This is a genomic window from Bradyrhizobium sp. UFLA05-109 (assembly GCF_054185165.1).
In genome coordinates this window covers 106,009-120,553 of sequence record NZ_JBBIAR010000012.1, presented here as the reverse complement: position 1 = coordinate 120,553, position 14,545 = coordinate 106,009, and the positions used below count along the sequence as shown (strand labels likewise).

The 14,545-nt window shown below is 61.6% G+C and carries 14 protein-coding genes; 8 read left to right on the top strand and 6 right to left on the bottom strand.

Annotated features, from left to right (window positions below):
* Positions 1–671: 671 nt before the first annotated feature.
* Positions 672–932 (top strand): hypothetical protein, encoded by a 261-nt coding sequence (locus tag Q3C01_RS11325; protein WP_458145402.1) that lies wholly within the window; start codon positions 672–674, stop codon positions 930–932.
* 63 nt (positions 933–995) lie between these two features.
* Here the strand turns inward: Q3C01_RS11325 and Q3C01_RS11320 are convergent, their stop codons facing one another.
* Entirely contained in the window at positions 996–1,820 is an 825-nt protein-coding gene (locus Q3C01_RS11320; protein ID WP_458145401.1) for a lytic murein transglycosylase, read from the bottom strand.
* Positions 1,821–2,000: 180 nt separating this feature from the next.
* Complete coding sequence (locus Q3C01_RS11315; protein ID WP_458145400.1) at positions 2,001–2,903, bottom strand: DUF2189 domain-containing protein; 903 nt, start codon at positions 2,901–2,903, stop codon at positions 2,001–2,003.
* A gap of 337 nt (positions 2,904–3,240) precedes the next feature.
* On the opposite strand from Q3C01_RS11315, the gene Q3C01_RS11310 reads away from it, so the two are divergent.
* A complete protein-coding gene (locus Q3C01_RS11310) occupies positions 3,241–3,666 on the top strand; it encodes a DUF3597 domain-containing protein (RefSeq protein ID WP_458145399.1) in 426 nt (141 codons plus the stop codon).
* A 62-nt stretch (positions 3,667–3,728) separates the two neighbouring features.
* Here Q3C01_RS11310 and Q3C01_RS11305 read toward each other — a convergent pair whose 3' ends face one another.
* A complete protein-coding gene (locus tag Q3C01_RS11305; protein WP_458145398.1) occupies positions 3,729–4,004 on the bottom strand; it encodes a GNAT family N-acetyltransferase in 276 nt (91 codons plus the stop codon).
* Between the two features lie 104 nt (positions 4,005–4,108).
* On the opposite strand from Q3C01_RS11305, the gene Q3C01_RS11300 reads away from it, so the two are divergent.
* The 5 genes from Q3C01_RS11300 (at position 4,109) to Q3C01_RS11280 (ending at position 11,319) form a co-directional block, all read left to right on the top strand.
* Positions 4,109–5,056, top strand: a complete 948-nt coding sequence (locus tag Q3C01_RS11300) for a tetratricopeptide repeat protein (protein WP_458145397.1) — start codon at positions 4,109–4,111, stop codon at positions 5,054–5,056.
* Positions 5,057–5,241: 185 nt separating this feature from the next.
* Positions 5,242–6,201 carry an ABC transporter substrate-binding protein gene (locus Q3C01_RS11295; RefSeq protein ID WP_458145396.1) on the top strand — a complete coding sequence of 320 codons (960 nt, stop codon included), beginning with the start codon at positions 5,242–5,244 and terminating at the stop codon, positions 6,199–6,201.
* Positions 6,202–6,652: 451 nt separating this feature from the next.
* Positions 6,653–7,957: a sensor histidine kinase gene (locus Q3C01_RS11290; RefSeq protein ID WP_458145395.1), complete on the top strand. Its 1,305-nt coding sequence runs from the start codon at positions 6,653–6,655 to the stop codon at positions 7,955–7,957.
* A gap of 567 nt (positions 7,958–8,524) precedes the next feature.
* Positions 8,525–10,306 (top strand): tetratricopeptide repeat protein, encoded by a 1,782-nt coding sequence (locus tag Q3C01_RS11285; protein ID WP_458145394.1) that lies wholly within the window; start codon positions 8,525–8,527, stop codon positions 10,304–10,306.
* Between the two features lie 614 nt (positions 10,307–10,920).
* On the top strand, positions 10,921–11,319 hold the full coding sequence (locus Q3C01_RS11280; protein WP_458145393.1) for an SPW repeat protein: 399 nt from the start codon (positions 10,921–10,923) through the stop codon (positions 11,317–11,319).
* 52 nt (positions 11,320–11,371) lie between these two features.
* On the opposite strand, the gene Q3C01_RS11275 is transcribed toward Q3C01_RS11280, so the two are convergent.
* The 3 genes from Q3C01_RS11275 to Q3C01_RS11265 form a co-directional block, all read right to left on the bottom strand.
* A complete protein-coding gene (locus Q3C01_RS11275) occupies positions 11,372–11,644 on the bottom strand; it encodes a GNAT family N-acetyltransferase (RefSeq protein WP_458145392.1) in 273 nt (90 codons plus the stop codon).
* A gap of 11 nt (positions 11,645–11,655) precedes the next feature.
* Positions 11,656–12,171 (bottom strand): DUF3828 domain-containing protein, encoded by a 516-nt coding sequence (locus Q3C01_RS11270; protein WP_458145391.1) that lies wholly within the window; start codon positions 12,169–12,171, stop codon positions 11,656–11,658.
* A gap of 81 nt (positions 12,172–12,252) precedes the next feature.
* Positions 12,253–12,606, bottom strand: coding sequence for a hypothetical protein (locus tag Q3C01_RS11265; RefSeq protein WP_458145390.1), 354 nt, complete (start codon positions 12,604–12,606; stop codon positions 12,253–12,255).
* Positions 12,607–12,939: 333 nt separating this feature from the next.
* On the opposite strand from Q3C01_RS11265, the gene Q3C01_RS11260 reads away from it, so the two are divergent.
* A complete protein-coding gene (locus tag Q3C01_RS11260) occupies positions 12,940–14,544 on the top strand; it encodes an acyl-CoA synthetase (protein ID WP_458145389.1) in 1,605 nt (534 codons plus the stop codon).
* Position 14,545: the final 1 nt, after the last annotated feature.

Below are 14,545 nucleotides of genomic sequence, written 5' to 3'. Positions count from 1 at the left end.
GGACTGCTGCACTGCGGAAGTTCCGATGTTGCGATGCAGCTAAGCGGATATCGCATAGCGCTGGTAAGGAACGATTAACCCGTTGGCGCTCCCGTCATGAGCCAGCCCCGGTAAACCTGAGTTTGTGATAAACTCCCGAGAAATCACGGATTTGTAGCATTTCTTGTGAGTTCCGCCTGTTGCGGAAATATGTTGCAATATGCCCACCGCAAGCCGCCACGCGGAATTCATACCCTATCCCTCGTATGCGCGAATCGCATGCATTATGGTTCATAGAACTGAGTATTAGTTCACTATTTTGTCATCTGAAGCGGTTCGCGGGACGCTGCCACCGAGCGGCCGTGAGGCGGGACTGATCAGTCGCTTCGTCCCGCAGCTGGCGTTGATTCCCGCTTGAGCTCGGCACTGAGCCCCGATCCCGGTCCGTGATACCCCCGACCCAGACCCTCAACGTCCTCGCTGCGCTGCACACACGCCGAGCGTGCATGAGCTAAATTACAAAACCGTAATGAAAATCAGAAATTTCGCATGAGAGCTCTGCGCGCCGCGCAATATCACGCAATTCTCGCGGGGAATTCATTCTCAAAACTTGCAGCGGTCGAGGAACAATCTCGCCCGCAGATTCCGGCAATGCCGTCGGGCTGCGCAACGATAAGAGAAGGAAGGTAACAATGAAGACGTTACTAGGGGTCATTGCAATTGCCGCCGTCGCATTCGCCGTCGCTCCCGCGCAGGCCGCGAAGAAGATGGGCGGATGCAGCGCCACCAATCTCGAGCAGACCGAGACCGCGATCGAGAACATGTCCGACGGTGACGGCAAGTTCGCGGCGCAGAAGGAGATCGCTGCGGCCCAGGACGCGCTGTTGAACGGCAAGATGGGGGTGTGCGGCGCGCACCTCAACAAGGCGATGCACGCCACTGCGGGCAAGTAAACGCCAGGGAACAAGGAGGGCCGGTCGCGACGCGATCGGCCCCTCGATCTCTTCGAAAGCTTCCTAGGGAGCGCGCGCGAGCTGGGTCGCGAAATAAGCGACCGTCTTGGCGTAGACCTCGCTCTTGTTCCATTGCTGAAGCACCGCAAAGTTAGGGCCGCCGGGCTCCCAGTCCTTGCCGCGCTGCCAACCGTAGTTCGCAAGATAGTTGGCGGTCGATGCGAGCACGTCGGGCGCGCTGTGCAGGAGATCGCGCCGACCGTTGCCGTCGAAGTCGACGGCATATCTCATCCAGGATGACGGCATGAACTGGGTCTGGCCGAGCTCGCCGGCCCAGGCACCCTTCATTTCGCTCGGTGCGAGATCGCCACGCTGGACGATGCGCAGCGCGTCCATCAGCTCGCCGCGAAACTGTTCGGCGCGCCGGCAGTCATAGGCAAGCGTCGCGAGCGAGCGCAGCGTCGGAAACTTCCCGGTATTGACGCCGAAATCGGTCTCCAATCCCCAGATGGCGACCAGCACTTCGCCCGGCACGCCGTAGGTCTGCTCGATCCGCGACAGCACCGAGCCGTACTGCTTCATCATGTTGGAGCCGCGCTGCATGCGCGGTGGCACCATGCGGCCCGAAAACTCCTCAAAACTCTGGCTGAAGACCTTCTGCGAGCGGTCGCGCGACAGCACGCTTTGATCCAGCGTGACGCCGGCAAGGCCGGTCGTGATCGCCTGCTGAGAGATGCCCTTGGCGGCGGCTTCGGTCTTGAAGTCGGCAACCCAGGCATCGAAATTGCCGGAACCGCAGGCGACTGCGGCGAGCGCGGGCCCGGCTGAGGCAATCGAGGCGGTGAGGGCGAAGGCTGCGAGAGCGAGACGAGAGATCGTCGGGGTCATTCGAACAAATCGATTCCGTGAAGTGGATGACCGGCGGCGCGGAATGTCGGTTCCAACCGCGGCTAAAACAAGGCCCATGGGCCAGCGGCGTCTGCTCAACTACGAGCAGGGTTAAAGGAAGGATATTGAGCGAGTCCGCAAGCGATCAGCCGGCGGACTCGCAGCAACGTGATTTACGTTTTACTCCGACCGATTCCGCCAGGGGAACAGGTTGGCGGGAAAATCGGCAGCCGGCTTGCGCGGGCGCGGCGGCGGAGCGTCATGCCGTACGTTGGGATCCGATACGATCACCTTGCGATAGAGATGCCAGGTGGCGTGGCCGAGCAGGGGGATAACGACGGCGAGGCCGAGGAACGCCGGGATCGTGCCGAGCGCCAGCAGCGCCGCGACGATCAGGCCCCAGGCTGCCATCGGCACCGGGTTCTTCGCCACGGCCCGCAGCGAGGTCACCATGGCTTCGCCGGCGCTAGCGTGCCGGTCGAGCATCAGCGGGAACGAGACAACGCTGATGCAGAGCGCGGCGAGCGCGAACAGGAAGCCGACGCCGCAGCCGACCACGATCAGCCACCAGCCCTGCGCTGTCGTCAGCACGCGCGTGACAAAGTCCGCAATGCTGTTGACGCCTTCGTAGCCGAACGCCGCTACGTAGATCGCCTGCGCGGTCGCGACCCATGTCACGAACAGCGCAAGCAAGAGTACGCCGAGCCCGAGCATGGCACCGAAGGAGGGCGAACGCAGTACGTCCATGGCATCCCAGGCGCTGGCGTTCTCGCCGCGTTCGCGACGGCTGCTCAATTCGTAAAGACCGAGTGCCGCGAACGGGCCGATCAGCGCAAAGCCCGCTGCCAGCGGAAACAGCAGCGGCAGCACCGAATAGCCCATCGCCCCGCGTGCGAGCACGAGGCCCAGCACCGGATAAATGATGCAGAGGATGATGGCGTGGCTCGGCACGGCCTTGAAATCCTCCCAGCCGAGCTTGAGCGCGTCGTGCAGGTCGGACAGTTGAATGGTCCGGATGACCGGTCCAGCCGCGTCAGCGGACTGGACCATGCTGGGGACATTGCCCTGGTAGAGTGTGGCCATGGTCGCTTGCTCCCTTGCCGCGCGGCCACATGCCGCGCCGCCAAACGGCGCAAGCGGCCGCTATTTTCTGGACAATCGCAATTCCAAACCAGACGCGAAGACCGGCGGGGATCGCGAACTGAAATGAAAGCGTACTCCCATTCGCAGGGCCTGTCCCTCACGCTTGGGTGAAATTCGATGTCGCAGTGCAACCGCGAATATGTCATTCGGTCGTCATTTCGCCGCAGATAAGCTGATGCTGTGATGTGCTTCGCCCAGGCAGCGGACGCGGCACAGAAACTCGGCCTTCAGGTTGACATCCGAGGCCCTTCCAACGGATCCTTTTCGGGGAGCAGACATGAGCATTTTCGGTAAAATCGCCAGCGCGATCTTCGGCAGCCATCCTGCCGCGGCTGCGCCGGCCGGCAGCGCGACCTCCGGCGAGACGCCGGCAGGCTCCGCTCCCTCAGCGTCGGCGCCGTCTGCCGCACCTTCCGCTGCGCCATCCGCCGCTCCCGCGCAGACCGTGGACGTGGCCGCGATCGTCGACAAGGCGGTCGCCGCGCACAAGGGCGAGAAGCTGGAATGGCGCACCTCGATCGTCGACCTCATGAAAGCGCTCGACATCGACTCCAGCCTTGCCGCGCGCAAGGAGCTCGCCAAGGAGCTCGGCTACACCGGCGACACCAACGATTCCGCCACCATGAACGTCTGGCTGCACAAGCAGGTGATGTCCAAGCTCGCCGCCAATGGCGGCAAGCTGCCGCCGGAGATCAAGCACTGACGGCAAGCGCCCTCGACGTCGAAAAAGGCCCGCGTGATCGCGGGCCTTTTTAGTCTCCGGTCCTACGCGACGAGGTCTGCATATTCCGGGTGCTTGTCGAGATAGTCGACGACAAAGCCGCAGCCGGCGACCACCTTCCTGCCATCGCGCCGGATCAATTCCAGCGCACCCTTGATCAGCTCGGATGCGATGCCGCGGCCCCGCAGGGCGCGCGGCGTCTCGGTGTGGGTGATGATGACTGCCGACGGCGTCAGCCGGTAATTGGCGAAGGCGACCTCCTGGCCGACATCGAGCTCGAAACGGCTCTTGTCCTTGTTGTCACGTACCGCTGCCGACATGCCTATCCTTCCCGTCAGTCGTTGCAGGCCCAGATCTAGGCGTGTGAACCCGCCTCTGCCAAGACGCGACCAAGGGACATCGTCGCAGGGGAGATATCCGTCACATGCGTGTCTCGATCGGTCTTGTGGCCTCGCTGGCCATGCTGACGCTTGCCTGGGCTGCGCCGGCATCGGCCACGGACGGCGAGGCGGCGGCCAAGGCCTGGGACGCCTGCATCGGGACCACGACCGCGCTGGACGACCGCGTCAAGGCGTGCTCGGCGGTGATCGATGCCCGCAGCGAGACCGGGCGCAAGCTCGCCGCCGCCTATTGCAACCGCGGCCATGTCCTGACCGATAGGCGCGAGTTCGATGCCGCGCTTAGCGATCTCGACAAGGCCATCGAGATCGATCCGACTTCCGCCTGTGCCTTCAATAATCGCGGTCGCGTCTACGCCCTCAAGCACGATTTCGACCGCGCCATCGCCGACTATGACCAGGCAATCAAGCTCGATCCGTCGTTGGCGATTGCCTACAACAATCGCGGCGAGTCCCGCTACAACAAGGGCGACCTCGACGGCGCGATCGCCGACTATGACGCCGCGATCAAGCTCAATTCCAACTATGCCATGGCTTACGGCAATCGCGGCCTGGCCTTCTATCGCAAGCGCGACATGGCGCACGCGCTCGCCGACTACACGACGCGCATCAGGCTTGCGCCCGATCTGCTCGCCTATATCGACCGCGGCAACGTCTATCGCGACAGCGAGCAACTCGATCGCGCCGCCGCAGACTATGGCGAGGCGATCCGGCTGGCGCCGACCGATGCGCGCGGCTGGCGCAATCGCGGCATGATCCGGCTCTTTCAGGGCGATAACAGAGGCGGCCTTTCCAACTACGACAAGGCGCTGCAATACGATCCCTCGGATGCGTTTTCCTGGAATAACCGCGGCCAGGCCAAGATGCAGCTCGGCGACAAGCAGGGCGCGATCGCCGATTTCCGCAAGGCGCTGGAATTGAGACCGGGCCTTCCGACGGCACGCGAGGCGCTGCAGAGGCTTGGCGCGTCATAAGGTGTGTATTCATAAAGGCGCAGACGTCAGCTTTCTGATGGTCGAGCGGAAATCTTGCGATCAGTCAGAGCATTACTGCTCGTGGGCGACTGCGCGCTTTGATGATATTGTCTCTCATTGGGAACGCCATCCAGTGAGATCCCCCGATGATAGTCCACATCGGTAGACGGATATTCCTCGGCGCTTTGGGCGGCGCGGTGGTCACTTGGCCGGTCGGGGCATGGTCGCAAAGCTCGGAAAAGGAGCGGCCCCGCATCGCCTGGCTGTCCGGATCAGAAAGCAAGATGGCGGGGGCGTTTGCCGATGATTTTCTGGATGGCATGCGGGGCTTCGGTTATGTGGATGGCCGGGACTTCGAGTTTGTGCCCCGCTATGCCGAGGGATTTCAGGGCCGGCTGCCGCGGCTCACACAGGAAATCGTGGCGCTGAAGCCCGCTGTGATCGTGGCCGCTGCCGTCAATGCCGCAGTTCCGGCACACGCTGCGACGTCGGTGATCCCGATCGTCTGCCCGGCGCTGGCTGATGCCGTCCATATCGGACTGATCGCGAGCGAAGCGCGGCCCGGGGGCAATGTGACGGGGATCGAGCCCTATGTCGCTGGATTGCCCGCCAAGCAAATGGAGATTGCCCGCGAGATTGCTCCGGGCGCAAGGCGGATCGGGCTTCTCACCAACCTTCACGATCCGAAGGCCCCTCCGCAGCGAAGGGAATTGGCCGAAGCAGCCGAGGCGCTCGAAATGACGGTCGTGGAGGCCGATGTCAACAATCCGACGGAGATCGAACTTGCCTTGAAGACGCTCGCAAGTTCGCAGGTCGACGTCGTCATCGTTCTGCAGACCGGGCTGCTGTTGAGTGTGGGACGGCAAATTGCCGAATTCGCCGCCGCGAAGCGGCTGCCCACAGTGTACGGGTATCGTGAGCACGTACAGGATGGCGGGCTGATCAGCTACGGTGTCGACTTGCGCTGGTGCTATCGCCGCGCCGCTTATTTCGTTAACGAGATTCTGCACGGCGCTGCGCCAAGCGCGCTGCCGGTGGAGTTTCCGACCAAGATGACGTTGTCAATCAATCTCAAAACGGCAAAGACGCTCGGCATCACGGTCCCACCAGCGTTGTTGAGCGTCGCCGATGAGGTGATCGAATAGCAGTCCCGCTTGCTGCAATGCATGAGTCCGGAAGTTGCCCCAACCGGCAGTTGAGGGATGTCTGCTATTCCGCCGCTATCAGCGAGGCTTGGCGCGTCATAAGGCGTGTATTTACAAAGGCGCAGACGTAGCTTTCTGATGGTCGAGCGGAAATCTTGCGATCAGTCAGAGCATTACTGCTCGTGACCCGATACAGACCTCCGAGGGGCAGCTGGGGCGATAGCCTCTCAGGCGGTCGACATCGCTTCCAGGCGATCCATCAGGCTCCTCTTCCATATTTTGGGAGGAAAGTTCTCGACTTTCCATATCGCGCTAGAAGGCCTTAGGTTTAGGCGGCTCAAAGGAGAACGCGGCATTGAAAGTTTGCGACAGTTCTCGGCCAGCAGCGGCGCATTGCCGAGTCCCGGCGTCCATTCGACGCGCTGCAATGTAGTTTGGGAAAGGAGCGGCGATGGACCAGCTCGAAACCGGCGAAGCGCATGAAGCTGCTCATGGCCGTTTGCAAAAGGAGCTGGCCGAGATTCTTCGGCAACGGGCGGCCATCTCGGAAGTGCTGCGCGCTATTGCCGGGTCGCCACATGACTTGCAGCCCACATTCGACACGATCATCGACAGCGCAGTACGTCTGTGCCGAGCAGATTCGGGCGCCTTCCGTTTGGCCGAGGACGCAGGCTTTCGTCTCGTTGCATATAACCTGAGTCCCGCAGTGTCAGAGATGTATCTGCCTCCAACGCTCTGGGAACACGGCAGCTTTCTAGGTCGCCTCTACGCAAGCAAGTCACCTCTCCACATCCCCGACTTAGCCACACATCTCGAATGCAATTCTGCCGGAGAAACTGACCGAGAGTATCTATCCAAACTAGGTGTTCGGGCAGCCCTCATCGTGCCGATGCTCAGAAACGACGAGCTAATAGGAACGCTTGGTGTTGGGCGGCGGCGCATAGAGCCCTTTACGGAGAACGAGATTGAGCTGGTCACGGACTTCGCCGCGCAGGCTGCCATTGCCCTAGAGATCACCCGCCGCGAGCGGGAGCTGCGCGAGTTGCAGATGCAGCTGGCGCACACGAACCGCGTCGTAACAATGGGGGAACTCAGCGCCTCTATCACGCATGAGGTCAATCAGCCGATTGCCGCGGCGCGCAACAACGTTATTGCGGCGCTGCATTTCCTGGATAGAAACCCTTCAGATTTGCGGGAGGTCAGAGAAGCGCTCGCCGCTGCCCTCAAGGACGCTGACCGGGTCGGTGCCATCGTCGGTCGAATGCGTGCGCTCATGCAGAAGGCGTCGCCCCGATTAGATCGGGTAGATATGAACGAGGCTCTACAGGAGGTGATTGACCTTACCCGAGGAGAAGCGCTGAAGAACGGGATCTCAGTGGAGAGCCAACTCGCGAAGGGCCTGCCTATCATTGCCGGTGATCGGGTCCAACTTCAGCAAGTCGCCCTTAACCTCATTCTCAACGCGCTGCAAGCGATGGGCGCAGTTAGTGAGGGCGCTCGACAGGTGCTAATCACCACCCATCAGATCGAATTGAACGATCTGTACGTTGGGGTTCAGGACACGGGTCCTGGGCTTAGCCCGGAGACCCTCTCGCGTCTGTTTGAACCATTCTACACGACAAAACCCAACGGCATGGGAATGGGGCTAACAATCTGCCGTTCAATCGTCGAAGCCCATGGCGGACGCCTTTGGGTCAGCGCTTGCCAGCCGCGCGGGGCTCTCTTTCAGTTTGCGATCCCTGCTCGGCCATCATGATCAACCGATTGCCCGTCTTTTGTCTTTGGGCCCCAAGCGGTAGTTGAGGGATGTCTGCTATTCCGCCGCTATCAGCGGATAAGCAGACATCCAGCCAACCGACCGGCGGCGACGCGACTGTCCACACTGTATTCGGCCGCCAGCGCCGACGCGAGCCGTCAACGCTTTGTCAGAAGCCTGCGGATGTTACGCTGTTATGTGCCGGGAGTTTTAACGACCAGCTTGATGTTCGGTGGCGCCCCGGCACGGGCTGAGAGGTTTTCGGTACCCAGCATGCGGGACGCAACCATTAGTCTATGCGATCGAGGGAAGGTTCGAGGTTTGATCAAGTGCGCGGTTGGATGCCGACCAAGGCGAGGCGGCTGCAAAGCGCCTCGCGAAAGAATGAAGTTGGCTTCGTGCGCTGACCCAAGCTGGGTGACGACCAGCGATCATACCCAGCGTAGCGGCGGATGTTACGGTTGCTGAAGCGGATGACATATGCCTAGCCAAATCGGACATTGGGTCTAGCCAGACATCGGCCTACGATTTCTGCTATGTAGGCATTCGTTTCCCCGAAGCATGGGGGTGATATTGAGCAGCGAGCGCGTGGAAAGGCGACTGGCGGCGGTGCTGGCGGCAGACGTGGCCGGTTATAGCCGATTGATGGGCCTTGATGAGGAACGCACGCTCGCCAATCTGAAATTGTTCCGAAAGACGCTACTCGATCCCTCCATCGCCGCGCATCGAGGTCGCATCGTCAAGACGACGGGCGACGGCATGCTGGTCGAGTTCGGCAGCGCAGTAGACGCAGCCCGGTGCGCCGCCGAAGTCCAGCGCGGTATGGCTGCTCAGAATATCGACGTAGCGCAGCAAGAAAGGATTGAATTTCGGATCGGTGTTCACGTCGGCGACATTATCGTCGATGAAAACGACATATTTGGCGACAGCGTGAATATCGCGGCGCGTCTGGAAGGATTGGCAGAGCCCGGTGGCATCTGCATTTCCGATGATGCCTACCGGCAGATCCGCGGCAAGGTCGATATGGCCCTCGAGGATATGGGACCGCAACCGTTGAAGAATATTGCTGAACCTATGCGGGCCTGGCGTTGTCGGATTGATGCCGGCTCTTCCTTGGCACCGCCGACGAAATCATCGGCCGAGACCAGTCAACCTCTCGTTCTTCCCGACAAGCCCTCTATCGCGGTTCTGCCGTTCCAGAACATGAGCGGTGATCCGGAGCAGGAGTATTTTGCTGACGGAATGGTGGAAGAGATCACGACAGCGCTCTCACGGTTCAAGGCGCTGTTCGTCATCGCGCGTAATTCGAGTTTTGCGTACAAGGGCAGAGCCGTCGATATCAAACAGGTCGGGCGCGAGCTTGGCGTGCGCTACGTCCTTGAAGGCAGCGTCCGTAAAGCTGCCGGAAAAGTCCGCATTACCGGCCAATTGATCGATGCGGCGATCGGGTCCCATCTTTGGGCGGATCGATTTGAGGGCGACTTGAGCGATATTTTTGCTCTTCAAGACCAGATGACGGAGAGGGTTGTCTCCGCAATCGCGCCAAGATTGTTGCAGGCTGAAATCGAACTGGCGACGCGGCGGCGGCCAGACGACCTCAGCGCATATGATCTTTACCTCCGAGCCGCACCACGGCTTTATTCTTCTACCCGCGAGGGCTCAGCAGAGGCTCTCCAGCTGTTGTATCGTGCTTTGGAGATTGACCCTCGGTATGGTACTGCGGCGTCGTTTGCAGCAAGTTGCCACCTTCACAATATCAGTCATGGATGGGCTGTCGATCCGAAGTCAGTGATTGAAGAAGCGGCGCGGCTTTCGCGATTGGCACTAAGTGTTGACGAGAACGACCCGGAGGCGCTTGCCATCGCGGGTCGGGTAACGGCTTTCTCTGGCGATATCGACGCTGCTATCGAGCTGGTGGACCGCGCCGTCGCTCTCAATCCAAACTCAGCGAACGCCTGGCACAGGAGAGGCTTGACTTATCGGCATGTGGGGCAGCCTGACGAAGCACTCCGGAGTATCGAGCGCGCCATCCGCCTGAGCCCCGTCGACCCCTGGATTTTCCTGATGTTCACGGGAATGGGCATTGCCTGCATCGACCTTCGGCGCTTCGACGAGGCGGTCGAGTTTGCAAGAAAAGCCCTTCGCAAGAACCACGTTTCTTCGATGGTGTATCGCTGCCTCGCGGTGGCCTTGGCACATCTCGGACGCGAAGCAGAAATGAAAGCGGCGGTTACCCAAATGCTGGAGCTCGAACCCAATTTTCGCATTGCTGAATGGGTGGCCCGCACCAGTTCGTCAAAGCTCCAGGTATTTATCGACGGTCTGCGTAAAGCAGGACTTCCCGAATGAGTGACGCAGAGGTCGTCAAATGTAGAACCGGCGAAGCGGTTACTTCCGGTTATGGCCCATCAGCGAACCGTTGGAGGCGCAACTGTTGAACTCAACAGCGTTCGAAAATCTTGGCCCCTGGGTATGCACGCCGGGCGTACGTAACCACCAACTCTCGATCCTGATTCTCCAGGAACGGCGTTCGGATCTGGCACGACCCCACGATCAGGTGCCATAGCCCATTGAGCTTCTGAATGATGACGTTCATCGGTGTGTCTCCAAGAAGCCGCATCGCAGCAAACATTTGATCTTCGCGACAGTCTCACGGCTTGCTCGCCGATACAGTGACCCTGCTCACTATGCGCCCCTATCAGGGGGCACAGCGGACCTCGTACGTGCTGCGGCTGCGGCGTGGGTCTGTGAGCACGCGTCTTGGTTGGATCAACCCCGCAGGTTTTCGTTTGCGTGACGCCGCTTTGCTGGCAAAAAACCACGGGTCCGCTCTTGCAACCGTGCTACCGGTTCCCACGTCTTGTTGCAGGACATACGCCCGAATGCGGCCGGCAGGGTCGCTGAACATTCGGAGTGTCGTGATCGCCAGCCGCCGACGTATGCCTCTTGTGTAGGAGGTTACGATGTCGGACTTTGGTTTTCTGAATACTCATCGGACATGGGAAGACTGGTGCGGGATGCTGCTCGGCGCGCTGATCGTTGCGTCGCCGTGGTTTCCCATCCAGGATCATGCGGTGATCGTCGGGCACCAGGCGGTGATCCTGAACGCGGTCGCAGCCGGCCTGGTCGTGTTTGGCCTCAGCCAGCTCGAATATGTTGCGTTGCAGCGCTGGCAGGAGATAGCGACGATCCTGGTCGGGCTCTGGCTCACCGTCTCGCCCTATGTCCTCGGCTATTCCGGCGAAGGCTTTCTGCGTGTCTACCATACCAGCCTCGGCGCGCTGGTGGTGCTGCTCGGCATTCTCCAGCTCTGGCAGGATTGGGAGCTGAGCGACCAGGACATGCTCAAACACGGGCAATAGGCATGGGTGCGCGCATGGCCCGCCGCGGGATCGGCGGGCCTGCGCCCACTTTTCACGTCACGAGATCAGCGTAGTCCGGATGCTTGTCGATCCAGGTCTTCACGAAGGGACATTGCGGGATCAGCCTCAGGCCTGCGGCGCGGATCTGGTCGAGCGCGCCTTGCACGAGCCTTGAGCCGACGCCCTTGCCGCCGAGCTCCTTCGGCACCTCCGTATGCTCGAAGGTGATGACGTTGCCGTCGAGCTTGTAATGTTCGGTGGCGAGATGACCTTCCACCTCGAGCTCGAAGCGGTGATGAGCCTTGTTGTCGATGACGTCGCTCATGTCGTCTCCCGTCAGATCTTCAGCGACTCCGTCAGCATCTTGCGGATCGACCAGGCTTGCCCATCGGACTCGCCCTTGATGTCGTCGATCTTCCAGCTATTGGCCTCGCGCACGAAGTCATAACGCACGACCTGGTCGGCGGGTTTGCGGTCGTTGCGACGCCCGATGATGGTCACCGCGATCGTGGCCTTGTCGGCCTCGAGCTTCTCCGTGTCGACCTTGAACGATTTGACGTCAGGGTCCTGCGAGTTGGTGACGGGATCGAAATCGATCGGCCCGACATCGCCCTTCGGCGTGTGCGCGTCGGCCTTCGCCCACAGCGCGATCAGCGATCTAGAGAGATATTTTGCCTTGGCCGCCTTGGTCTCGATGATGAAGGCGCCGCCGCCATCGCCTTTGCCCTTGGCGGCGCGGGTGTAGATCGCGGTCAGGATCGCGACGGGATCGTCGGCTGAGGGAGCTTGTGCGGCGGCTGCGTTGACGGAGGCGAGAAGCGAGGCTGCGACGAACGTGCGGCGGGTGAGCATGGGGTGTCCTGAGATAGGTTGCACCGCTCTTATAGACGGGCGGCGGTGTATCTCAGTAGAGGTTTGCAGCGGCGATTTGGTTCAATCGGCGACCCTGGCGAGACGCGGATCCTCGGCAGGCTGCGGGTGCAGGCAACCCTTGCAGATGACGAGCGATCGCTTGACCTGTGCGTCCTGGTCGGCCTCGCTACCGTCCTGGCCCTGCGACGACTCCTTCGCGTAAGATTCGAGTGCCGCGGCCGATTTGTCCGGGCCGGTTCGCGCGGCGGTCCGTGGCGTATGCGCTGGCTTTGGCTGATTGGGGTCCTCGCCCGCACCGTCCCAGGCGTAACGGGCCGGCGCGTAAGCGGGATCGGAGGCAAGCCGTGCTTGCGGGGCCGCGGCACACCCGGCGAGCGCCAGCGACAACAGGAGAAAGGCGGGCGCTTTGGACATGGTGCGGAACTCTGTACGCGGAGACGGCTCAAGATTGCGCCGATCATGTTTAAGATTCCCTGAACGATCGAGGCGATCGCGACGGCTGCGTGAGGACGTTCTGGTGACGCTGCCAACGGCAATGTGCGTCGCTTATTCGATGGCTATGTGCGGCGGGCACGGCTCGCCATCCTGCTTCAAGGAGAGAAGGCGATTACTGCAACGCCCTTCGCGTTCAAGATGCCGTAATGGGGCTCTGCGGCGGGCGGCCTTGCCGCGCCGCTGATGATGGCGATAAATGAGCCGCGAAGAGCGGCCCGCTTGCGAGCCGTCCGCCAGCGAAGAGGAAGCCCCATGCAGCCATTGCGGATGTCGCGCCGCGTCATGAACCTCGCTCACATGCTGACCCAGAATGCGCGGCGGCACGGGGCGCGGCCGGGTTTCGTGTGGGGCGACCGATCCTGGAGCTGGCGCGAGATCGACGCGCAGGTGTCCGCGCTTGCTGCTGCGCTCGCCGCGCGCGGCATCAGCAAAGGCGACCGCATCCTCGTCCATTCCAAGAATGGCGACGAGATGTTCTTCTCGATGTTCGCCGCCTTCCGGCTCGGCGCGGTCTGGGTGCCCACGAACTTCCGCCTGATGCCGGACGAGGTTGCCTATCTCGCGCAGGCCTCCGGCGCGAGAGGGTTCCTGTGCCACGGCGATTTTGCCGAGCATGCCGCGGCCGTGACCGGCAGCGCGCTGGAGTTCATCTGGCGCATCGGTGACGGCGCGTTTGGTGAGACCACCGTGGCGGAGGCGATCGACAGGCATGCCGGCGTCACGGTCGAGAACGTCGCCGTCGAGCATGACGATCCCTGCTGGTTCTTCTTCACTTCCGGCACCACCGGCCGTTCCAAGGCGGCCGTGCTCACGCATGGCCAGATGGGTTTCGTAGTCACCAATCACCTTGCGGATCTGACGCCGGGCACCACCGAAGCGGATGCCTCGCTCGTGGTTGCGCCACTGTCGCATGGCGCCGGCGTGCATCAGTTGATGCAGACGGCGCGCGCCGCGCGCACCGTGCTGCTGCCGACCGAAAAATTCGACATCAGCGAGGCGTTCCGCCTGATCGAGACGCATCGCGTCAGCAATCTCTTCACAGTGCCGACGATCCTGAAGATGATGGTCGAGCATCCCGCGGTCGACAAGTTCGACCATTCCTCGCTGCGCCAGGTGATCTATGCGGGCGCGCCGATGTATCGCGAGGACCAGAAGACCGCGCTGAACAAGCTCGGCAAGGTCATCGTGCAGTATTTTGGCCTTGGCGAAGTCACCGGCAACATCACCGTCCTTCCGGCCGCGCTGCACGATGTCGAGGACGGTCCGCATGCCAAGATCGGCACCTGCGGTTTCGAGCGCACGGGCATGCAGGTCTCGATCCAGGATGACGAGGGCCGCGAGCTTGGGGCCAACCAGAGCGGCGAGATCTGCGTGATCGGGCCGGCCGTGTTCGCCGGCTATTACGACAATCCCGAAGCCAATGCGAAGGCGTTTCGCAACGGTTGGTTCCGCACGGGCGATCTCGGCCACATGGACGAGGAGGGGTTCGTCTACATCACGGGACGTGCCTCCGACATGTACATTTCCGGCGGCTCCAACATCTATCCGCGCGAGATCGAGGAGAAGATCTTGACGCATCCCGCGGTCGGCGAGGTCGCCGTCCTCGGTGTACCCGATCCGACCTGGGGCGAAGTCGGCGTTGCGGTCTGCGTTGCGCGCGAAGGGGCAAAACCCGTGGGCGAGGCGGAGATGGCCGCGTTCCTCGGCCCCAAGGTGCCGCGTTACAAGATGCCGAAGCGCTTCTTTTTCTGGGAGGCGCTGCCGAAGTCGGGCTATGGCAAGGTCCCCAAGCGGATGGTGCGTGACGAACTCGAGGCGCGCGGCCTGCTCGATCTCGACAACAAGCAGGCGGGCTGAG

Coding starts and splice junctions, on each gene's coding strand:
- Q3C01_RS11320 (WP_458145401.1), bottom strand. CDS start 1,820: ATGACCCCGACGATCTCTCGTCTCGCTCTCGCAGCCTTCGCCCTCACC.
- Q3C01_RS11280 (WP_458145393.1), top strand. CDS start 10,921: ATGTCGGACTTTGGTTTTCTGAATACTCATCGGACATGGGAAGACTGG.
- Q3C01_RS11260 (WP_458145389.1), top strand. CDS start 12,940: ATGCAGCCATTGCGGATGTCGCGCCGCGTCATGAACCTCGCTCACATG.
- Q3C01_RS11275 (WP_458145392.1), bottom strand. CDS start 11,644: ATGAGCGACGTCATCGACAACAAGGCTCATCACCGCTTCGAGCTCGAG.
- Q3C01_RS11300 (WP_458145397.1), top strand. CDS start 4,109: ATGCGTGTCTCGATCGGTCTTGTGGCCTCGCTGGCCATGCTGACGCTT.
- Q3C01_RS11290 (WP_458145395.1), top strand. CDS start 6,653: ATGGACCAGCTCGAAACCGGCGAAGCGCATGAAGCTGCTCATGGCCGT.
- Q3C01_RS11305 (WP_458145398.1), bottom strand. CDS start 4,004: ATGTCGGCAGCGGTACGTGACAACAAGGACAAGAGCCGTTTCGAGCTC.
- Q3C01_RS11315 (WP_458145400.1), bottom strand. CDS start 2,903: ATGGCCACACTCTACCAGGGCAATGTCCCCAGCATGGTCCAGTCCGCT.
- Q3C01_RS11310 (WP_458145399.1), top strand. CDS start 3,241: ATGAGCATTTTCGGTAAAATCGCCAGCGCGATCTTCGGCAGCCATCCT.
- Q3C01_RS11265 (WP_458145390.1), bottom strand. CDS start 12,606: ATGTCCAAAGCGCCCGCCTTTCTCCTGTTGTCGCTGGCGCTCGCCGGG.
- Q3C01_RS11325 (WP_458145402.1), top strand. CDS start 672: ATGAAGACGTTACTAGGGGTCATTGCAATTGCCGCCGTCGCATTCGCC.
- Q3C01_RS11270 (WP_458145391.1), bottom strand. CDS start 12,171: ATGCTCACCCGCCGCACGTTCGTCGCAGCCTCGCTTCTCGCCTCCGTC.